Below are 21035 nucleotides of genomic sequence, written 5' to 3'. Positions count from 1 at the left end.
GCGCAACTTGGCTGATTTCAAGACCCATCAAACCTTCGAACTGGACAATCAGTGCAACAGCCGGTCGGTGTGGTCCGACCAGGCCGATGCCACCTCCGAAACCGCAAAGGTCTGATCCATGCCGCGCTTCAACTCGATCCTTGTGGCCAATCGTGGTGAAATTGCCTTGCGGGTGATGAAAACAGCGCGTTCGCTGGGCTATCGCACCATCGCCGTCTATTCCGAGGCCGATGCCACCGAGCCGCACGTGAAATTTGCCGATGATGCGGTCTGTGTGGGTCCGGCACCTGTAGGCGAAAGCTATCTGCGTGCGGACAAAATCCTTGAGGCTGCCAGGAAGGCTGGTGCGGGCGCGGTGCATCCGGGCTATGGCTTCTTGTCCGAAAACGCTGATTTCGCAAAGGCTTGTGTCGACGCGGGTATTGTCTTTATCGGTCCCACGGCCGAAGCGGTTGACCTGATGGGCAACAAGGCTGCCGCCAAGCGCCGGATGATTGAGGCGGGTGTGCCTTGTGTTCCTGGCCGTGAGGGCAAGGGTCAGTCGGACGAGAAACTGATCACTGCCGCAGCCGAGCTCGGTTTTCCAATCATGGTCAAGGCTGCCGCAGGTGGCGGCGGGCGCGGGATGCGTCTGGTCCAGATGGCCGAGGAACTGCCCGCTGCGCTGATCTCGGCCCGGTCCGAGTCGCTGAACGCCTTTGGCTCGGACGAGTTGATTCTGGAAATGGCCCTCATCCGCCCTCGTCATGTCGAGGTTCAGGTTTTTGCCGACGCCCATGGTAACGCCATCCACTTTGGCGAACGTGACTGTTCCGTCCAGCGCCGACACCAGAAGATCATTGAAGAGGCCCCCTGCCCGATCATGACCCCCGGACTGCGCGCGGCGATGGGCAAGGCCGCCGTCGATGCGGCGCTGTCGATCAGCTATCTGGGCGCGGGCACGGTGGAGTTCCTGGTGGACGCCTCGGGCAAGTTCTACTTCCTTGAAATGAATACCCGCCTTCAGGTGGAACATCCGGTGACCGAGATGATCACCGGTCTCGATCTGGTGGCGCTGCAAATCAGCATCGCACAGGGCGAACCCCTGCCGTTGGTCCAGGATGATGTGCAGTTGAATGGCCATGCGATCGAGGCGCGTCTTTACGCCGAAGACCCGGCGCAGGACTTCCTGCCGATAACGGGTCATGTGGACCTTTGGCAACCCCATCGCGGCGAAGGCATAAGGATCGACAGCGGTATCGAGACCGGCAGCGTCGTCTCGCCCTATTATGACCCGATGATCGCCAAGGTCATCGCCTGGGGCCCGGACCGTGAAACCGCCACCGCGAGGCTGAGCGCGGCACTGGCCAAAACACGACTATTCGGCATCAAGACCAACAAGGGCTTCCTGTCGGCAATTCTAGACAAGGAAACCTTCGCCAAGGGCCAAGCTACCACTGCCTTCATCGCCGAGGAGTTCGGCGCAGAAGAAATGACGCCACCGGTGTTGTCCGAAACCGAAGCAATGATTGCGGCCGTTCTGCAGTACGACGACTCGCGCCACCGGAGTATGGCGGCCACGCTGGGTATCAACCCGGAACTGGCCAACTTCAGCTCAACTGGGCATCTGGAAACCGACTATCGTTATGTCAACGAAGGCAAGACCCGCGACGTAACGGTGACCGCCACTGAAAGCCGCTATCACGTGACCTGTGGTAAAACCCACGCCGCTATCACCATCGAGCGTCAAGAAGGCACCGAAGCCCGCTTGCGGGTGAACGGACGCATTGTCCCGGTCGGTATGCTTGTCACCGAACGTGGCCATATTCATCTGGACCATCAGGGCCGTACGTTCGCCCTGCGCAACGAGCTCGAATTTCCGGCTTTGGCCGAGGAGGCACGCGGCGGAGGCCGTGTGGCGGCACCGATGCATGGTGCTCTGCTGGAAATCAATGTGGTCGTGGGCGACACCGTCGCCAAGGGCGATCGTTTGGCGGTTCTGGAAGCGATGAAAATGCAGCACGCGATCGAAGCGGAAATCGACGGTACCGTGACCGAAGTTCAGGCCAGTGCCGGAGGACAGATTGCCGCCGATGAGGTGATCCTGATCATTGAACCCGCCGAGGAGGGAGAAGATGTTTGATCAACCGCAGGCCGTTCAGGTCGAGAGTCAGTCGCTTTACGATCTTCTGAAGGACCGGAGCGAGGAAGATCTGGCCCGCGCCACCCTGTTCAAGGGTTGGACCGCCAACCGGATCCTGGGCCATCTGCATGTCTGGAACATCGGTGCAGACCTGTCGCTGAGCAAACCCGAGGCTTTCGCGCCTTTCAACACTGACGCCATCGCCCACTTCAGCAGCGGTGATCTTGCCGGGTTTGAGGCGAAATACCTCGAGGGCTTATCGGGGCACGCGTTGCTGGATGAATGGATGTTCTACACCACTGGTATGTGCGACCGCTTTGCGCAGGCCGATCCCAAGGCTCGGGTGCCGTGGGTCGGGCCGGATATGTCCGTGCGATCGTCCATTTCTGCCCGGCTGATGGAAACCTGGTCGCACGCGCAGGCGCTTTACGATCTGTTCGGTGTCGCGCGGCAGGATCACGACTACATCAAGAATATCGTCGTTCTGGGTGTGAACACTTTTGGCTGGACCTACAAGAACCGCAGCTTGGATTTGCCCGGTACGATGCCCTATCTAAACCTGACCGCCCCTTCCGGTGAAGTCTGGGAATGGGGGGAACCCAATGAGGCCGGGCGGATCGAGGGCCGCGCCACAGAGTTTTGCCAGGTCGTCACCCAAACCCGTAATATCGCCGACACCGCCCTGCAAGTGACCGGCCCGGTTGCCACGGAATGGATGGGCATGGCGCAGTGTTTTGCGGGCCCCCCCGAAGTGCCCCCGGCCCCCGGCCAGCGCCATATGGCCCGAGGTCGTAAGAACACGTCTGGGTAAACCCCCCAAAAGTCGCCAGGTATGGCCGCGAACGTTTGGTGCGATCAGGCGACGCGCGACAGCATCTGGTGTCGGCCACGACCCTGATCGCAGACGGTATCCAACCTGTTGGTGTTTAGGTTCGAAAAACTAGCGTCCGGCACTTATTTCATTGGCTGCGAGCGGCCAATCGCCGAGCCTAATAACGAACACTACTCTATTGAGGCCAGCTAATATCTCGGGCCGCACGGCGCCTCAATTGGCCGCAGAACGGGTCTTTTCCTGCTGGGGGCTACCCTGCGTCGCATGCTCTTGCCGTTCATTTTCTAGATTACACCATCACAAAGTAAGTAAGTTTTTGCTTTTCGATTTCAAAAATATTATGAATTGAAGCTGAATAGGATCCGCCTGCAATGAGTTCATGCATTTCAACCAACGGCCATCAAATCCCGAGAATGTGTGCAGCGAGCCTGATCCGTCTTGGCAACAGGTGCACAATCTCAAGTCTGCGGAAACCTGAAATGGCGGCTCGGGAGTTGGTAAATGGGCGATAGCGGCTTGAAAACATACGGCCCTTTCATCTCGGGTTCATTCCTGAACTGGCATGGTGAGACATTGCCGAGTGTTGACCCTGCGACGGGTCAGGAATGGTGTCGGTTTGCGTGTTGCGGGTCTGACGAGGTTGATCAGGCTGTTCGTGATGCGGACAAGGCGTTTCGAACCGGGCCCTGGGCCAATGCAACATCTTCGCAGCGCGCAGATATCCTAGATGGTCTAGCGGATGGGCTGCAGAGTCGCTGGGAAGAGCTTGTCGAGCCCGAAATCCGTGACAACGGCAAACGCATCGCCGAAGTCCGCGGACAGTTTTCCGGCTTGCACGGCTGGTACAGGTATTTTGCCGATCAGGCACGCCAGCTTTCGCCCGCGCCGCAATCGAACGGGGTGTCTGGTGTGGAAAGCACCGGCCATTGGATGCCTTACGGGGTGGTCGCCGCGATCACACCGTGGAATTCACCGCTGATGATCCTGGCCTGGAAACTGGCCCCCGCACTAGCCGCAGGGAATACGGTGGTGGTGAAACCATCCGAGATGGCGTCGGCCTCGACGCTGGAATTTGCGCGACTGGCGTGTGAATGCGGCTTGCCTTCTGGTGTATTGAACGTCGTGACAGGTCACGGGCATGAGGCTGGTGAGGCGCTGGTGCGCCACCCGCTGACCCGCAAAGTGACCTTCACCGGCTCTGATATCGGCGGGCGCAAGGTTGCCGAGGCGGCAGCGGCCGGAGTTGTTCCAACGACCCTGGAACTGGGTGGCAAGTCCCCGCAGGTCGTGTTTGCCGATGTCGACCTGGAAAATGCGGTCAACGGCGTCATGTCGGGAATCTTTCTGTCGAATGGTCAGACCTGTGTCGCCGGGTCCCGTCTGATTCTGGAGGAAACGGTTGCCGCCGCCTTTACCAATCGCCTTCTGGAACGCGCCCGCATCCTTCGGCCTGGTGACCCGATGAAAACAGAGACGCAGATCGGACCGTTGGCGAACGAACCGCATTGGACCAAGGTTGCGGCCATGATCCGGCAGGCGAAGGCCGATGGCGCGATTTGCCTTCTTGATGGTACCGAGACAGGGGCCGGGTATCCCGGTTTTTATATCGGACCAACGATTTTCGCCGAAGTGACACCGGACATGCAGCTCTGGCGTGAGGAGGTTTTTGGTCCGGTCCTTGCGATCACCACCTTCGCGACTGAAGACGAGGCCATCGAATTGGCCAACGACACCGACTACGGCCTGGCGGGCGGAGTCTGGACCTCTGATCCGGACAAGGGCGCGCGCGTTGCCGGCGCCATTCATGCAGGCACGGTTTACATCAACCATTATCGAAGCGTCGATCCGGCAAGTCCCATCGGCGGGTTCAAACTGTCGGGATATGGCCGGGAATTGGGGCCGGATGCCGTCAAGGACTTCCTGCAAAGCAAATCGATCTGGACCGGATCTTCCCCGGTTCCCGACCCCTTCCCGGAACCGACGGAAACAACCCTTTGTGACCCGGAAAGTATGGAGCAATGACATGAGCAATCCAGCCGACGACACCTTGTTCGCAGTTCCCGAGGGTGATTTCCGAGGTCATGACCAGCAACAGGTATGGTCACTTGAGCATGATCCGGAACTGACCGAAGTCGGCCCCGGCACACCTTGCGGCGAATATCTGCGGCGGTTCTGGATGCCGGTCGCGATGACGGATCATATTGGCGATCTGCCCTATCGCCTGCGCATACTGGGCGAGGATCTTGTCCTTTTCCGGGAAAAGAAGGAAGGCAAGCTGGGCCTGACTCATCTCCACTGCTGCCACCGCAACATGAGCCTGGAATTCGGCATCGTCGAAGAGGGTGGCATCCGTTGTTCCTATCATGGCTGGAAATACGGTCTGGATGGCACGGTTCTGGAAACGCCCTGCGAACCCCCTGCCAGCCAGGTCAGGAAAAAGGCCTGTCTGGGGGCTTATCCGGTGATCGAATACAAGGGACTTGCCTTTGCTTATCTGGGTCCAAAGAACGAAATGCCGCCATTCCCAGTCATGGACACGTTCGATGATGAAGGAGACGAGCTTGTTCCCTATCTGATCAAATCTCCGTGCAACTGGCTGCAGGTGATGGAGAATGCCTGGGATCCATTCCATGTCGTATACCTGCACACGCTGGCCGCCCGCGTGCAGTTCACCGAAGCGTTCGCGCATATGCCGATGATTGAGTTCCACGACTGCGCCACCGGCGATTTCTATACCAACGTGCGCCGGGACGGGGACTATATCTGGGTGCGTGTGCACGATCACATGCTGCCCAGTTTCACGCAGAATGGCGGGCATTTTCCGGTGCCGGACCGCTCGCGCTATTTCGGTCGCGGCGGGCTGACGCGCTGGATCACACCGATTGATGACACCAATACGATGGTCATTGCCTGGCGGCACTTTCGCGCCCCCGAGTTCAATGATGACCCGCGAGGGTTGACCAATCGTGAAGAGGTCGGGTTCGGCAAAACGGATTTCTACGGACAGGGCCCTGACCGCCCATATGAAACGCGCCAACGCGATCCAGGCGACTACGACGCCTGGGTCAGTCAGGGCCCGATCAATATCCATGCCCGCGAAAACCTGTCGTTTACCGACCGTGGGGTCGCCAAGGCGCGGCGGATGGTACGCAATGCGATCCGGGCGCTGCAAAAAGGCGAGCGCCCCGCACAGCCGACCGACCATTTCACCGGCAGGGTGATCCCAACCTACGCCGGTGACACGGTGCTGAAGATTCCGCTGCAGGAAGGCCGCGACGACGGTGCCCTGCAGAAAGAAGTCAGCTTCAAGGTCGCCGAAATCCTGAAATCGGGGGATCACCTGACCGGTAAACAGAGACGCGACTTTATCGTGAAGGAACTGAAGGCTTACGAATCTGGCTGGGCCTGACGGTGAAGGGCGAGGCGACAGGAAAAGGGGATTGGACATGACGCGCATACCGCACAATCCGGGGCGGGTGGAGTGGTCGGGGGAAAACCCGGGCATCTACCTGAAGCGGGATCCGGGTCAGGAGAGGTATGACACTCTGGCGCTTTTCTTCCGCGTGGTTGTATCGCCGTTCGGACGGGGTCATGCGGCCATCGTGCTAGGTGCGCCGGATGACGCACTCGGCTGGCCCAGGGTGCCAAATCTGATCATGACTGATAATCAGCGTATGATGCGTTGGATCGTCGATGGCTGGGTGACGAAAATGCCGACATTCGTAGGCAAGGCCGGGCTGTCCTCGATGACATGGCTGGACTGTGACAGCGTTGAAAAACGTCCCGGAGACCTGAAAACCCGGTATTCGGAAACCCTGCGTGGGTCTGGCGTGACACTCGAGATGATCTGGCGGGATATGGGCCCGCCGCTGCCGGTCGAGGTGACCAAAGAGAATTCGGCGACCAAGGAACACGAGATGTATTCCGTTTTTCTTGAGGCGGGCCAGGCGGAGATCAAGATCAACGGCACAACCCTGCCCGGCCAGGTGGCGGAACGTCAGTTCTTTGGCCGCAGGATGAGCACCGCCTTTCTGGCCTTTTCAGAAACCTGGGTTACGCCGCAGGAGGATGCCTGATGCCACTGAATGAACCGATCACACCGGGCGCGGTTGACTGGACCGGGGAAAATCCCGGAATCCTGTTGAAAGATGACGACGGGAAAATTAGCGCGATGGCCTTGTTTTTCCGTGTTGCCTGGTCGCCTGTGGGACAGGGGCAGGTTCTGCTGCTGTACGGCACCCCCTCTCAGGTCGAAGGCACTTCGGATGCGCCGAATGTCATCCTCAGCGACAATCCCGATCTGACTGCTTTTCTGAAAAAGAACTTCATCAGCAAAATTGCAGCCTTTGCCAACGCGCCAGCTTTTGAAACCCTTCCGGAAATTGGCGCGCAGGTGGTTCGCAGCTCGGGTGACCCGATGAGCCATCGTTACTCTGAAACCATCGTTGGCGGAACCCTGACGGTTGAACTGGTCTGGGAGAAGCTTGAACCACCCCGCGCATTGGAGTTGTCCCCGCATGAGGTGGCATCGGGTGAACAGAACATGTTCTCGCTTCTGATCCCGGCACAATTCGCACAGATCATTGTAAATGGGCGTGCATTGCCGGGAAAATTGGGGACACGGGTTCAGGCCGGGTTCGAGACCACGACCGCGTTCCTCTATTTTTCGGAAACCTGGATCATCCCGCCGGAGGTCTCATGACTCTGCACCCCGCCGACCAGCTGGCGTTTGACCGGGCGATGGTGACGCAACCGGTCTGGAACCGTTTCAACACGGCCTCCGAAGCAGTCGGGTTGGCCGAAAACGTGTTGTTGCATGCTGGTCCGGCGTTCTCTGCGCCGGAACAAATCACTGTACCGATCCTGAATTCCGCCTGTGTCGCGGCAGTCTGGGAAGGGTTGGCCCGGGATTTCGATCAGGCCGAAGCGATGATCATGGCACAGGAAATCCTGTTGCAACCAGCGCAAGACCATGACGTGGTCACACCACTGGCTGCCGTTGTCTCCGCAAATATGCCCCTTCACACGATTTACGATGCGTGGCGGGGACAGACGCGGGTATTCACCCCGATCAACGGTGGCGCGCGCCCGTCCATGCGGCTGGGTCTCCGATCCCAGGCAGTGCTGGATCATATCCGCTGGCTGAACACGCGATTTCTGGACATCCTGCAAAACGGCATCGCCGAGGGCATTGCACTTGTGCCTCTGGCGGTCATTGGTCTGGTGGGTGGTGATGATTGTCACGGGCGAACCCCCGTCAGCACGGCTGCCCTTGTCGAGGAGTTGAAAGACCGCGGTCCGAAGGGCATTGATGACGCGGATGCGCTGGAATTCATGGCGACCTCACCGTCCTTGTTTCTGAACCTTTGGATGGCCGCAACCAAGATCATGATGAAGCTGGCCGAAGGGGTCGAAGGGTCCAGTTTCGTGACCGCGGCCGGCGGAAACGGGCGCGACGTCGGCATACAGGTATCTGGCCTGCCCGGGCGTTGGTTCACCATTCCGGCCGCTCCGCCATCAGGTAAGTTCGATGTCGATCTACCGGCCGAGCGTGCCCTGGGCGCCATCGGTGACAGCGCTGTGGTCGACGCGTTTGGGCTGGGCGCCATGGCCATCGAACACAGCCCTGAGCAGTTAAAGGGTTTGGGTGCCTTTTTGCCTGGCGATGCCAGGACCCGTACATCCGGCTTGTCCGTGGGCGCGCACCCGTATTTCAATGCTTTTGATATCCGTCTGGGCTCGACCGCCAGAGGGGCGGTTGCGCAAGGGGCAGGTCCGGTGGTCAGCCTTGGCATTCTGGATCGGCTGGGACAGGCTGGGCGCTTAGGCGGTGGGATTTATGACATGCCGGTCGATCCTTTTGCGGCTGCCTTGCGGGCGCTGTCTTCATGACAGAACTGAATGAGCTTGGGGCGTTTGAGCTTGCCGCGCTGATCCGGGCGGGCCAAGCCAAACCGTCCGAAGTAATGGCCGCCCATTTGCATCGCATGGCACGCAGAGAGCCTGAAATTGGCGCCTTCGAATACCTCGATGCTGAGCATGCCATGGAGCGGGCGATCCGAGCCGACGCTCTGCCTGTCAACGGGCCGCTGTTTGGGGTGCCTTTCGCGATTAAAGACATCATTGATACCGAAGACATGCCAACAGGATGGGGCAGTGACTTGTTTGCCGGGCGGCAGCCAACGCGTAATGCGGCCTGCGTTCAGACATTGATAGATGCGGGCGCGATTGCAGTCGGCAAGACGGTGACGACTGAGTTCGCCTATTTTCGCCCGGGCAAGACGGCAAACCCCCACAACACCTTGCATACACCCGGCGGATCTTCGTCAGGCTCAGCCGCAGCGGTGGCCGACTTCATGGTGCCGCTGGCCTTTGGTTCGCAAACGGCGGCTTCCCTGATCCGGCCAGCGGCCTATTGCGGGGTATATGGGTTTCGGCCAACTATCGGTGGCTATCCGCTGGACGGAGTCATGGGTTTGTCGCAAAGCCTGGATACCCTGGGCGTGCTGGCCCGAAACCCCCGTGATCTTTTGTTGGCGGATTCTGTCTTGCGGGGAACCCATGTGCCGCCGCCGCCAGACTTCCAAGACAACCTGCCGCGTATCGGGCTGATGCGTGGCCCACACTGGATGGATGGCACGGTCGAAATGCGCGATACATGTACTCGTGCGCTGGCTGCAATTGCGGCGGCCGGAGCCGACACAGCAGAGGTCGCCTGCCCGCAGGTGTTTTCCGGACTTTCCGACGCCCAAAACACCGTCATGAGTTATGAGGCCGCCCGGTTGCGCGCTGTCGAATACAGCGCGGGCGAGTCCGCGATCAGCCCGCAATTCCATTCGCTGATCGAGAACGGCCTTGGGGTGCGTGATACGGACTACCGGCAGGCGCTGACAATCCGCGACAGCGCGTCTGTCGTTCTGAACCAGTTGTTCCGGGATATTGATGCCTTGCTGGTGCCATCGGCTCCGGGACCTGCACCTAAGGGGTTGGAAGCCACCGGCGATCCACTGTTTTCCCGAATGTGGAACCTGTTGCAGGTCCCGTCCTGCGCCGTACCGTTCGGGGCTGATCCAAGCGGCCTGCCGTTGGGATTTCAGTTGATCGCACCATGCGGTGCCGACGCGCGGTTGTTGGGCATTGCGCAATGGGTTCATGATATTCTGCAGGCTGAGCCATAAAATAATGGGCACGAATCCCGGTCCAAGTGGCGTGTAGGTTGCTGGCTATTTGGTTTTCAGTAGTCCTTTGCTGGGGCCACGGGGTCCGCTTCAAAACAAAATTCTGTCGCACGACTATCGGCCGAGCGAGCAAGTGCATGTCGCTAACGAGAACTTCTGTCGCAAATCGGCTTGTCGAAGCATTGGCGCGACGGCAAGATCAATCGCATGAGAGCGAGTCACATCTTGAACCCTCTGGACCGTCGCGCGACCGGTTGCGATCTGGTCGCGTCAGCCTGAAGCGCGGGCATCTGCCCGGGCTCATCTGCGCTGTGACGATCATATCCGGAAAACTTCATGACATTTCAAAGACTGCGTCTGGCCATCGATATTGGCGGCACATTTACCGATACGGTTCTGGTATCCGGTGAAGAGACGATACTGGCTTCGACAAAAACGCTGACCACGCACCAGAACCCGGCAGATGGCGCGATGGAGGGCGCGGTGCGCGTAATGGCACAGTCCGGGCACGACCTGAATGAAGTAACAGGGTTCATTCACGGGACCACCCTTGCAACCAATGCACTGATTGAGCGGCGCGGCGCTGTTGTGGCGACGGTGACGACCGAAGGGTTCCGGGACATCCTTGAGATCGCGTACGAGCGGCGGTACTCGCAATATGACATCAATCTGGAAAAGCCCGATCTGCTGGTGCCGCGCGAACGGGCGCTGACCGTTCGTGAAAGGATGGCGGCGGATGGCAGTGTGCTGATCCCTCTGGAGGATGACGCGATTGATGCATTGTTGGCCGATCTAGACGCCAGCGGTGCCGAGGCGGTCGCGATCTGCCTGATGCATGCTTATGCCAATCCCGACCATGAGCGGCGCCTGCGCGATGCGCTAGCCGAGAAACGCCCCGGTCTGACGGTTTCGATCTCGTCCGATGTCAGCCCCGAGGCGCGTGAATTCGACCGTCTCTGCACCACGGTTGCCAATGCATATATCCAGCCGCTGATGGAAAGCTATCTAAGGCAGTTCGTCGCCCGGTTCGAGGCCGAAGGCGTGACCTGCCCGATCCTGATGATGACTGCAGGGGGTGGCATGTGCACGGTACGAACCGCCGCCCGGTTTCCGATCCGACTGGTGGAAAGCGGACCAGCGGGCGGTGCCATCCTTGCCGCGCGCATCGCGGCGCGGGCTGGGATTTGCGATGTTCTGTCCTTTGATGTGGGCGGCACAACCGCCAAGCTGTGCCTGATTGATAACGCCCGGCCCCAAACCTCACGCCAGTTCGAAATCGCGCGCGCAGCACGGTTCATCAAGGGATCGGGTATGCCCGTGCGCATTCCGGTGATCGAAATGATCGAGATTGGCGCGGGCGGTGGTTCTATCGCCGGTGTCGATCGTCTGGGTCGGTTAACCGTTGGCCCGAAATCAGCAGGGTCGGAACCCGGTCCCGTAGCGTTTGGTCGGGGCGGCACAGAACCAACCGTAACCGACAGTGATATCACGCTGGGTTACATCGTGCCGGACACCTTTGCAGAAGGATATATCCAGCTCGATCCCGAAGCCTCAAAAGAGGCCCTGACCCGTGTGATCGGATCACGCCTGGACACTGATGCGACGGGATCGGCCGATGGGGTCAGCCGGATCGTCGATGAAAGCATGGCCAGCGCTGGCCGGATGCATGCCGTGGAATCGGGCAAAGACCTCGGTTCTCGCACCATGATCGCCTTTGGTGGTAACGGGCCGCTGCACGCCAGCCGTGTGGCGCGTTCGGCCGGGGTCAGCCGGATCGTGATCCCGCCCAATCCGGGCGTCGGCTCGGCGGTGGGTTTCCTGTTCGCACCAGTCAGTTTCGAAATCGTGCGCTCGCGTTATTCGCTGCTGGAAACGCTGGATTTTGATGGGATCAACACCCTGTTCGCCGACATGATTGCCGAGGCCAGCGGCGTTGTTGCACAAGGTGCAGGCGATGCGCTTACCGAGACGCAACGCACTGCCTTTATGCGCTACAACGGTCAGGGTCACGAGATCGAGATTCCCCTGCCCGACCGTGCCTTAACGGCGGATGATATCAGCCCGCTGATAACGGCGTTCGAAACGGAATACCGCAAGCAGTTCTCGCGCCCGGTGCCGGGGATGCAGATCGAGATTCTGAACTGGGCCGTGCGCGTTGCCACGCCGGATGCCGAGTTGCCGGATATTCCGACAACACCTGATCTGACCACGATCACACCTTCCGAGACGCGCCCCATCACCTGTGATGTTGACGGACAGAAAAAGCAGGCAAGCTTTGTCCCCCGCGACAGCCTGAGACCCGGCGACCGGATACATGGCCCGGCACTGATCATCGAACCGCAGACCACAACATTGGTCTCGGCTGATTTCTCGGCGCATGTGGACGCCATTGGAAACCTTGTCCTGATCCAGGACCAAAAAGGAGGCGCATGATGACTGCCGATCATTCTCCCGCCCGCCTGCAAGTGATGTGGAACCGTCTGCTGGCAGTGGTCGAGGAACAGGGCCAGACCCTGATCCGTGCAGCGTTCTCACCTATAGTACGGGAATGCGGCGACATTTCTGCCGGGATATTCGACGTTCATGGCCGGATGTTGGCGCAGGCCGTCACCGGCACACCGGGCCATATCAACACCATGGCCGAAGCGGTGATGCAACTGCGCGAACGTTTCCCGGTGCAGAATATGAAGCCCGGCGACATCTATATGACCAATGATCCCTGGCTCGCCTCGGGGCACCTGAACGATTTTCTGCTGATGATGCCTGCGTTCAAGAATGGCGAGGTCGTGGGCTTTACTTCGTGCACCTCGCATCTGGTCGATCTGGGTGGCCTCGGCATGGGGCCAGAGGGTTCGGACATCTATGACGAAGGTCTGCTGATCCCGCCCTGCAAACTGGTCGAAGAAGGCGTGCCGAACGCGCTGCTGCTCGACATCGTCCGCGCCAACAGCCGCGAGCCCATCGCAAACGAGGGCGACATATATGCGCTGATCGCCTGTTGCGAAGCGGGTGTGACCCGGCTGGTCGACATGATGGACGAGTTCGGCATCGACGATCTGGACAAGCTGGGCAACTACATCATCGACACCTCGCGCCGTGGTACGCTTGAGGCGATCGCCGAAGTGCCGGAAGGCGTCTACAGGAACGCGCTGAAGATGGACGGCTATGAGAACGAACTGGAACTGCACGCGACACTGACCGTAAGCAAATCGGGCATGCATGTTGATTTCACCGGCACCTCGGGTTGTTCGCGCAAGGGTATCAACGTGCCGCTCAACTATGCCACCGCCTATACAGTGTTCGCACTGCGTTGCATCGTCGGCTCTGACATCCCCAACAATGCCGGATCGTTGGAACCGTTCACCGTGGACGGACCAAAGGGCTGTATCCTGAATGCACAGCGCCCGGTGCCGGTCGCCATGCGGCATACGCTGGGACAGGTGACGCCGGATCTGGTGCTGGGGTGTCTGCATCAGGCGCTTCCCAATGCAGTGCCGGCCGAAGGTGCCTCGTGCATGTTCGACCTGCCAATGCGTCATGCGCCGGAAGTGGCCCGTGATGGTGGACGCGAGTTCGCCGTTGAACCGGTACATAATGGCGGCACCGGCGCGCGGCCACACGCGGATGGCCTGTCGGCCACTGCTTACCCTTCGGGCGTATTCGGATCACAGGTCGAGATCACTGAAAGCGTGGCACCCGTCACCATCTGGCGGCGCGAACTGCGCCCCGATTCCGGCGGCGCAGGCACGTATCGCGGCGGATTGGGTCAACGGATCGAGATGACCTCGGCCAACGGTGCACCCTTCATCGTATTCCTCTCGGTCGAACGGCTGAAGTTCCCCGCCCTGGGGCGTATGGGCGGACGGCCAGGCGCACCCGGGCGCATCCGTTTCCGCGACGGAGAAGGCGACATTCCCGGCAAGGGCGAGTTGCGGGTCGAAGGCGGCGACTATCTGATTTTCGAAACCCCCGGCGGAGGTGGTTTCGGAGATCCCTCCGAACGCGACGCACAGGCACTTGCGCTGGATCTGAAACGCGGCCTGATCAGCGAGGACGGCGCCAAATCCTACGGCGTTGTGTCATGATCCGCCCGGTTTCCCATGTAGGCGCGATGGCGGCGTATGCGCTGGCCGATCTCGGCGGCGCGGACACCATCTCGTTGGCCCAGAACGAAAGTGCCTTTCCTGCAAGCCCCGCTGCCATCGCGGCGGGACAGGCTGCTATGAGTGATTTGCCACTCTACCCCGATCCGGAGTGGCCGGAACTGCACGCCGCTATTGCCGATGTGCATCGGCTGGATCCGGCGCGGGTGTTATGCGGCGCCGGCTCGATGGAACTGATTGGTTGCCTGATCCGGGCTTATGCCGGACCTGGCGATCGGGTTCTCGGTACGGACTATGGATATGCGTTCGTCTCGTCCGCTACGGCGCAGGTGCAGGCTGATTATGTCCAGGCCCGCGAAATTGACCTGACAGTATCCGTTGACGACATCCTTGCTGCGATGTCGCGCAAGACGCGGATCGTTTTTGTCTGCAACCCCGGCAACCCGACGGGCACCTTGATTCCGAACTCCGAGATCCTGCGCCTGCGGGACGGGTTGCCCGCAGATGTTCTGCTGGTCGTGGATCAGGCCTATGCCGAGTTCTCTGACGAAACCAATGACCCCGCGGGGATTTTTGCCCTGACTGACAGGGGCGATACCGTGGTCATGCGGACGTTTTCCAAGGCTTATGGTCTTGCGGGTGCTCGGGTAGGCTGGGGGTATTTCCCGCCGGCGATTGCGACTGAGATACGAAAGCTTCTGAATCCCAACAATATCTCGATTGCCTCGCAAGCCGCCGCAACCGCCGCGATGCGCGATCAGGCGCATATGCGGGACGTAATTGCCCGAACCGCCGACATTCGCGACCGCTTCGCCGATCAATGCCGCGCCATGGGCCTGCGCGTCCCCGAAAGCCACACCAACTTCGTCCTGCTGCGTTTTGCCTCGACCGAAGAAGCACAGCGTGCGGATGCGGCGCTGCGTGCTGAAAATCTGTTGATGCGCGGAATGGGTGGCTATGGGCTGAGCGACTGCCTGCGCGCAACCATATGCGAGGCACCGGTCATGGATCGATGCCTGGCGGTGCTAAAAAAGGTGATATCATGATTTGCGAAACGCGAAGACGAGCCAAAATCGGCGTCCTTGTGCCCTTCACCAATACCAATCTGGAGCCGGATATGGAATTGATGCGCCCGCCGGACACCACCGTCCATTTCCAGCGCATGGGTGGGTACGACGTGGACGAGATTCCGGGATCGGACCAGATGGCAGGACTTGGCGCATCCGATATCAGTCACGACCTGCGAATGATCGCGGGCGTTCGGCCGGACGCGGTATTATTCGGTTGCACTTCTGCCACGCTGACTCATGGCCCGTCATTTGACGCGGATCTTGCGCGGCAGATCAAATCCGGTTCGGGCGCGCTTTCTCTGACCGCCGCAGGGTCACTGATTGCGGCGATTACAGCGCTAGGAGCTGCCAAAGTCGGGTTTTCCTCGCCCTACCTGGGGGAAATCAATGCACAGGCGATTGATTTCATGTCTCAAAACGGCATCGAAACCGTTCGTTGCGCTGACATAGGCCGCGAACTGGGGAATTATGGTCAGGGTGAACTGACCCCGGATGAGGTTTTTGATCTGGCCTGTCAGGCCGACCATCGCGAGGCGCAGGCAATTGTTCTCAGCTGCACGGACATGCGATCCGTAGAAGCGATTGACCGGATTGAAGAAAAACTGGGCAAGCCGGTCGTGACGTCAAATCAGGCGATGATGTTCTGCCTTATGCGGGCCCTGAATCTTCCGCGTCACGATGCGTTGCCAGGCCAGTTGTTCGAGTGGCTTTGATCTTCGCCCGTATTCAAGTGCTGTTGGCAGCGTCGTAGATCAGTGCGCCAAGGTCCGAGAACTTTGATCCGGCTTGGTTGAGCCCGAGAACCGCGTCCCGAATGGCGACGGCCCGTTCTGTACCCAGCGACGGGCTGGCGAATTCCATGAACTTTCCGACAACCTCGTCCTGATCCATCGGTGCTTCGGGGCCGCCGCGCGCGTGTACGTCACCCGAGTTCAGCACCTGTCCGTCGGTCAGAGTTATGCTGACATCGGCAGTGCGGCTTTGCGGGAAGCGGTCAGAGTGGCGTGCGGTTTCCGCAACCGTGATGCGCTCGACAATGCTGGCCACCAGCGGGTCGGACAGACCTGCGCCGGTGATGTGCTCAACACCGATCCGGCCATGTGCCGCCATTGTGGCGACCGCAAAAGGCAGCGAGTATTGCGCCTTGGACGTATCATCCGGCATGCCCCGGAACAGGCAGGCGCTTTCCTTGAAGGTGTTCACGTGGATGGCCGCGATATCCTGATGGCTCAGGTTGTTTTCGCGCATCAATGCGCGGGTTGCGTCAATGGCAGCGTGAGCCCAGCGGCAAATCGGATAGGGTTTCACATACTGATGTTCCATCTGCCAGAACTGGCCCAGGTCCTGCCAATGCGCGGCGGCCTCTTTCGCCTCAATGGTGATGGCAGGCGCACCGGTAAAGCCCTTTTCTGCCAGAACCGCCGAGGAAATACCCACCAAAGCCCCCCAGCCCGAGCCGTCGTGCAACATGGTCGGGTTAGCGATCTCTCGCATCATCTGACTGCGCGGACCGTGATATTCGGCGATGCCCATTGCCTGCCGCATCTGTTCAGCGCTCAGGCCGCGAAGACGGGCTGCAACCGCCACCACGCCTAGTGCGTTCCAGGCGCCCGACGTATGATAGTCGCTGACCGTATCATGCAGAGCAATCCCGGCCCGTCCGGCAACTTCATACCCAATCGTCACGGCGGCCAGCGCTTGAGGCCCCGAGAAATCGGGCACCGTTTCCGCCAGTGCCGCCAGGGCGGGAACCACGACGACCCCGATATGGCCCTTTGTCGGGTTATACCCGTCATGACCGTCCAGATTGTCTGTTTGGGTCGCGGCTGCGTAAGCGGCTCCGGCCACGCTGACCCTGCGGCCATCGAACAACATGCGTGCGCTCAGCCCCTGTTCACCGGCACCGTATAGGGCTGCCGCGCAGTCTCTTGCGATTTGCCCGGCCTTCATGGGGCCAGCGCCGATGGCGATGCCCAAAGTGTCGAGCAGCATCAGAGCCGCCGCATTGAGAGTGGAGTCCGGAATGTCCTGCGGTTGGCGCCCCAGTGTGAAATCGGCAACGGCTTGAAAGGTGTCTGTCACGGTGTCCTGCGGGCGTTTTCTTTTGACTTCCCGAAAATTCTAGCAGGGTTTACGATTGGCAGAACGAAAACTATCGGGGGCATTGGCCCTTGATTTTTTGCGACACTTTCCAATCTTTGCGGGACCAAAAAGGACCGTTCAGGCGTCGCTGACGGACAAGAAGGTGCACAGTATGCGCTTCACTTTGGTTCTGCGTCCCATCTGAGATACCGTTGCCATGATGAATCTGCCCCACCTCACCTTCCTGCGCTCGTTCGAGGCGGCAGCGCGCCATCTGAGCTTTACCAGCGCGGCGCAGGAACTGAACTGCACGCAGTCGGCGGTCAGCAACCACGTGCGCTCGCTTGAGGAATTTTTGCATCGTCCGCTTTTTGTTCGCCATGCCCGGTCATTGACCCTGACAGATGTGGGTGAGGCCTATCTGCCATCCGTGCGCCATGCCCTGAACGAAATCGACGTGGCCACGCAATCCGTCATTCTGAACACGCACAAGCGGCGGGTCGTGGTGTCCTGCCCTGTCAGCCTGGCGGAAAACTGGTTGCCGGATGTAATCCGGGGCTTCAACGCCGTGCATCCGGATATCGATCTGACGGTCCATGGCACCGTCTGGACAGATGTCGGCGCAAATGTTTCTGATATTTCTCTGACGATCAATCATGCTGAAGACGTGGCGGAAGGTGCCAGATGTCTTTGGGTTGAAAAGCTGGCCGTGGTCTGTGCTCCTGATTTTTTGGTCGATGGAAGACCCCTGACCGTCCCCGCCCAATTGCAGGATGCGTCACTGATCCACATTCTGGGTCGCCCCGCCTATTGGGAGCGTATTGCGCAGCATTTCGGATTATCGGATCTGAACCAAAAGGACGGCTTGCGCACCAATATTTCGAACCTGGCAATGGAGATGGCGGTCAAGTCTCTGGGGTGCATAGCACTACCCCGTTCGCTTGCGCGACCCTATGTCGACAGGGGATTTTTGGTTGAACCCTTTAGCTTTGAGCTGGAAAGCCCATGGGCTTATTTCATACAGCTCAAAGAAAAATCGGCCTCGCCTCCGGTCAGGCTATTTCAGGACTGGCTTTTGAAGGCTGCCGCTGAATTGAATACCTGACCGGAACAAGCTGCACTGTTTGTTATGCGCCGACTTCTTCCACAACCGGGGCCGTGTCGCGTAGGCGGTGCCCTGCGGGGTCAAAGGGCGGCTCAGCCAGGATTTTGGCCTTGTGCGGTTTCCCAAGAATGAAGACATCGACCGTATCGCCGGGCTTGGCGACAGCGGGGTTGGCATAGCCGATGGCAAGGGATTTGCCGACTGAATAGCCGTAAGCGCCCGAGGTCACGCGACCGACTGGCGTGCCGTCCGGGGTAAAGATCGGCTCGCCGCCTGTCGCATCGGCATCGGTTACGTCGACCTCGAAGATCGACAGAATTTCGCGGGCGGCGTTATCCTTGATGGCCAGATAGGCGTCCTTGTGCAGGAAATCCTTGTCCAGCTTGATCAGGCCCGCCAGCCCGACCTCCTGCGGCCAATATTCCTGTGAATACTCGCGACCCCACGAGCCATAGCCCTTCTCGATCCGCAACGACCCAAGCGCACGGCCGCCCACCGGGCCGCCATTGCAATCCTTCGCCGCCTCAAGCAGCGCAGAGTAGAGCCTGATCTGGTCCTCTTCGGCGCAGTGCAACTCCCACCCCAGGTCACCGGTAAAGCTGACACGGATCGCGAGGCAGGACACGCCTGCCACCTCGATCGTGGCCGATCGCATGAAACGGAAGGACTCGTTCGACAGGTCCGCATTGGTCAACCGCTGCAGAAGGTCACGCGATTTGGGCCCTGCGACGTTGAAACCCGCGATCCGGTCTGTCGCCACCTCGAACGTGGTGCTCTCGGGCAGGTCGATCATGTTGAAGAAGCGCTGATGATAGCGTTCAGCCATGCCCGAGCCGATCATCATGTATTCGTCGTCAGCCACCTTGGTGATGGTAAAGTCTCCGGCCACACCGCCACGCACCGAGATCAGTGGTGTCAGGCAGGACCGGCCAACCTGGGTCGGCACCCGGTTGGCGACCAGCTTGTCCAGCCACGCATGGGCGCCTGGTCCCTTGATCACGTAGTTTGCAAAGTTCGAGATGTCGATGACCCCAACGCTCTCGCGCAGCATCTTCACCTCGCGGCCCACCGGTTCCCACCAGTTCTGTCGTGTGAAACCGTTGGCTTCGACCGCCCCGGGCTGATCTGCAAACCAAAGCGGGTGTTCCCAGCCGCAGTTCAGGCCAAAGACACAACCCATGTCCTTTTGCATCTCATAGGCCGGGCGCACGCGGGCCGGTCGCCCGGCACTGCGTTCCTCGTTCGGGAAATGGATGGCGAAGCGGTGGGTATATTGGTCCTCGACCCGCGCCTTGGTGAATTTCTTGTCCGCCCAGTCGCCGAACCGGGCCAGATCCCAGGCAAACATGTCGTATTGCGGCTCTCCCTCGATCATCCACTGAGCCGCAAGCAAGCCCAGACCGCCCGATTGCGAGAAGCCGGGGATAATGCCGGTGCAGCAGAAATAGTTCCGCAGCTCCGGGACCGGCCCCCAGATCGCGTTGCTGTCCGGGGACCAGATCATCGGTCCATTGATCACCCGCTTGACCCCGGCCGTGGCGGCCACCGGCACACGCTCGGTGGCGCGGATCACATTCTCCATGATCCGGTCCAGGTCATCGGGGAACAGGTCATGGGCAAAGTCCAGCGGCGTACCGTTTTCTGCCCAGAACTTCATGTCTTTTTCATAGGCTCCGATCAGCAGGCCGTTGCCTTCCTGGCGGAAGTAGTATTCGCCATCCCGGTCGGCGATCGAGGGCAGACGCCGGCCCAGGCTCGCGACCTCGCTAATCGCCTCGGTCACGAAATACTGGTGTTCGGTCGGCTGCAATGGCAGCTCGATCCCCGCCAACGCCGCGACTTCGCGTCCCCAGAGGCCCCCGGCATTGACCACCCATTGAGTATGGATGTCGCCTTTTTCGGTGCGCACGATCCACGAACCGTCGGGCTGTTGTTCCGTCCCGATGACCGGGCAAAACCGCTCGATCGATGCGCCCATTGCGCGGGCCCCTGCGGCATAGGCGTGGGTCACACCCGAAGGGTCAACATTGCCGCCGTCGGGTTCGTACATGATGCAACGGATGTCATCGAACTGCGCCAGTGGGTGCAACTCCTTGGCCTGCTCGCGGCTGATTTCGTGAAAGTTCAGCCCGTAGAACCGCGCTTTGGCCTCCTGCAGACGCAACTGGTGTTCACGGTTCTCGGTCTGCGCCAGATACAGCGAGCCCGGTTGGAACACGCCGCAACCCTGTCCAGTTTCCTTTTCCAGCTCTTTATACAGGTTCATTGTATAATGCTGGATGCGGGTGACGTTGTTGTTATCGTGCAGCCCGTGAATATTTGCCGCCGCATGCCAGGTCGATCCGCTGGTCAGTTCGTCCCGTTCCAGCAGGACAACGTCCCTCCAGCCCAGCTTGGCCAGGTGATACAGGATAGAGCAACCAACAAGGCCGCCTCCGATCACTACAGCCTGCGCGTGCGTCTTCATCGGTGTTCCTTCTCGAAATCAAAGACGTCAGATATTCTGAGTCATCATGGTTTTGGTCATCCGACCATTTCTCGTT

15 protein-coding genes are annotated in these 21035 nt (G+C 59.8%); 13 read left to right on the top strand and 2 right to left on the bottom strand.

The features are described from left to right. Positions 1 to 118: 118 nt before the first annotated feature. The 12 genes from ACR0MI_RS13225 (at position 119) to ACR0MI_RS13170 (ending at position 16018) form a co-directional block, all read left to right on the top strand. Positions 119 to 2122 (top strand): acetyl-CoA carboxylase biotin carboxylase subunit, encoded by a 2004-nt coding sequence (locus tag ACR0MI_RS13225; RefSeq protein WP_170817012.1) that lies wholly within the window; start codon positions 119 to 121, stop codon positions 2120 to 2122. Next, positions 2115 to 2933 (top strand): TIGR03084 family metal-binding protein, encoded by an 819-nt coding sequence (locus ACR0MI_RS13220; protein ID WP_170614053.1) that lies wholly within the window; start codon positions 2115 to 2117, stop codon positions 2931 to 2933. Before ACR0MI_RS13225 ends, ACR0MI_RS13220 begins: the two co-directional genes overlap by 8 nt. Before the next feature lie 522 nt (positions 2934 to 3455). Beyond that, a complete protein-coding gene (locus ACR0MI_RS13215; protein ID WP_480535869.1) occupies positions 3456 to 4976 on the top strand; it encodes an aldehyde dehydrogenase in 1521 nt (506 codons plus the stop codon). Position 4977: 1 nt separating this feature from the next. Then, positions 4978 to 6363, top strand: a complete 1386-nt coding sequence (locus ACR0MI_RS13210) for a Rieske 2Fe-2S domain-containing protein (RefSeq protein WP_170614054.1) — start codon at positions 4978 to 4980, stop codon at positions 6361 to 6363. Between the two features lie 37 nt (positions 6364 to 6400). Beyond that, complete coding sequence (locus ACR0MI_RS13205; protein WP_170614055.1) at positions 6401 to 7030, top strand: hypothetical protein; 630 nt, start codon at positions 6401 to 6403, stop codon at positions 7028 to 7030. Further along, entirely contained in the window at positions 7030 to 7656 is a 627-nt protein-coding gene (locus ACR0MI_RS13200) for a hypothetical protein (protein ID WP_170614056.1), read from the top strand. The genes ACR0MI_RS13205 and ACR0MI_RS13200 overlap by 1 nt, the downstream gene beginning before the upstream one ends. Beyond that, entirely contained in the window at positions 7653 to 8846 is a 1194-nt protein-coding gene (locus ACR0MI_RS13195; protein ID WP_170614057.1) for a YlbE family protein, read from the top strand. Before ACR0MI_RS13200 ends, ACR0MI_RS13195 begins: the two co-directional genes overlap by 4 nt. Continuing rightward, positions 8843 to 10132 carry an amidase gene (locus ACR0MI_RS13190; protein WP_170614058.1) on the top strand — a complete coding sequence of 430 codons (1290 nt, stop codon included), beginning with the start codon at positions 8843 to 8845 and terminating at the stop codon, positions 10130 to 10132. Before ACR0MI_RS13195 ends, ACR0MI_RS13190 begins: the two co-directional genes overlap by 4 nt. Before the next feature lie 336 nt (positions 10133 to 10468). Continuing rightward, positions 10469 to 12565: a hydantoinase/oxoprolinase family protein gene (locus ACR0MI_RS13185; protein ID WP_170614059.1), complete on the top strand. Its 2097-nt coding sequence runs from the start codon at positions 10469 to 10471 to the stop codon at positions 12563 to 12565. Further along, positions 12565 to 14217: a hydantoinase B/oxoprolinase family protein gene (locus ACR0MI_RS13180; protein ID WP_170614060.1), complete on the top strand. Its 1653-nt coding sequence runs from the start codon at positions 12565 to 12567 to the stop codon at positions 14215 to 14217. The genes ACR0MI_RS13185 and ACR0MI_RS13180 overlap by 1 nt, the downstream gene beginning before the upstream one ends. Continuing rightward, positions 14214 to 15281: a pyridoxal phosphate-dependent aminotransferase gene (locus ACR0MI_RS13175; RefSeq protein WP_480854578.1), complete on the top strand. Its 1068-nt coding sequence runs from the start codon at positions 14214 to 14216 to the stop codon at positions 15279 to 15281. Before ACR0MI_RS13180 ends, ACR0MI_RS13175 begins: the two co-directional genes overlap by 4 nt. 38 nt (positions 15282 to 15319) lie before the next feature. Further along, a complete protein-coding gene (locus ACR0MI_RS13170) occupies positions 15320 to 16018 on the top strand; it encodes a maleate cis-trans isomerase family protein (RefSeq protein WP_480854576.1) in 699 nt (232 codons plus the stop codon). Positions 16019 to 16031: 13 nt separating this feature from the next. On the opposite strand, the gene ACR0MI_RS13165 is transcribed toward ACR0MI_RS13170, so the two are convergent. Further along, the gene (locus ACR0MI_RS13165) at positions 16032 to 17387 is read right to left on the bottom strand and encodes an MmgE/PrpD family protein (protein ID WP_170614062.1); all 1356 of its coding nucleotides are present in this window, start codon (positions 17385 to 17387) and stop codon (positions 16032 to 16034) included. Positions 17388 to 17604: 217 nt separating this feature from the next. On the opposite strand from ACR0MI_RS13165, the gene ACR0MI_RS13160 reads away from it, so the two are divergent. Next, the gene (locus ACR0MI_RS13160; protein ID WP_170614063.1) at positions 17605 to 18492 is read left to right on the top strand and encodes a LysR substrate-binding domain-containing protein; all 888 of its coding nucleotides are present in this window, start codon (positions 17605 to 17607) and stop codon (positions 18490 to 18492) included. Between the two features lie 22 nt (positions 18493 to 18514). Here ACR0MI_RS13160 and ACR0MI_RS13155 read toward each other — a convergent pair whose 3' ends face one another. After that, the gene (locus ACR0MI_RS13155; RefSeq protein ID WP_170614064.1) at positions 18515 to 20959 is read right to left on the bottom strand and encodes an FAD-dependent oxidoreductase; all 2445 of its coding nucleotides are present in this window, start codon (positions 20957 to 20959) and stop codon (positions 18515 to 18517) included. Between the last annotated feature and the right edge of the window lie 76 nt (positions 20960 to 21035).

Source organism: Ruegeria sp. D4, assembly GCF_056534475.1.
The sequence above is the reverse complement of the archived record's forward strand: the minus strand, read 5'-3'. Positions and strand labels throughout refer to the sequence as shown.

Coding starts and splice junctions, on each gene's coding strand:
- ACR0MI_RS13205 (WP_170614055.1), top strand. CDS start 6,401: ATGACGCGCATACCGCACAATCCGGGGCGGGTGGAGTGGTCGGGGGAA.
- ACR0MI_RS13215 (WP_480535869.1), top strand. CDS start 3,456: ATGGGCGATAGCGGCTTGAAAACATACGGCCCTTTCATCTCGGGTTCA.
- ACR0MI_RS13220 (WP_170614053.1), top strand. CDS start 2,115: ATGTTTGATCAACCGCAGGCCGTTCAGGTCGAGAGTCAGTCGCTTTAC.
- ACR0MI_RS13160 (WP_170614063.1), top strand. CDS start 17,605: ATGATGAATCTGCCCCACCTCACCTTCCTGCGCTCGTTCGAGGCGGCA.
- ACR0MI_RS13225 (WP_170817012.1), top strand. CDS start 119: ATGCCGCGCTTCAACTCGATCCTTGTGGCCAATCGTGGTGAAATTGCC.
- ACR0MI_RS13210 (WP_170614054.1), top strand. CDS start 4,978: ATGAGCAATCCAGCCGACGACACCTTGTTCGCAGTTCCCGAGGGTGAT.
- ACR0MI_RS13155 (WP_170614064.1), bottom strand. CDS start 20,959: ATGAAGACGCACGCGCAGGCTGTAGTGATCGGAGGCGGCCTTGTTGGT.
- ACR0MI_RS13195 (WP_170614057.1), top strand. CDS start 7,653: ATGACTCTGCACCCCGCCGACCAGCTGGCGTTTGACCGGGCGATGGTG.
- ACR0MI_RS13185 (WP_170614059.1), top strand. CDS start 10,469: ATGACATTTCAAAGACTGCGTCTGGCCATCGATATTGGCGGCACATTT.
- ACR0MI_RS13175 (WP_480854578.1), top strand. CDS start 14,214: ATGATCCGCCCGGTTTCCCATGTAGGCGCGATGGCGGCGTATGCGCTG.
- ACR0MI_RS13190 (WP_170614058.1), top strand. CDS start 8,843: ATGACAGAACTGAATGAGCTTGGGGCGTTTGAGCTTGCCGCGCTGATC.
- ACR0MI_RS13180 (WP_170614060.1), top strand. CDS start 12,565: ATGACTGCCGATCATTCTCCCGCCCGCCTGCAAGTGATGTGGAACCGT.
- ACR0MI_RS13200 (WP_170614056.1), top strand. CDS start 7,030: ATGCCACTGAATGAACCGATCACACCGGGCGCGGTTGACTGGACCGGG.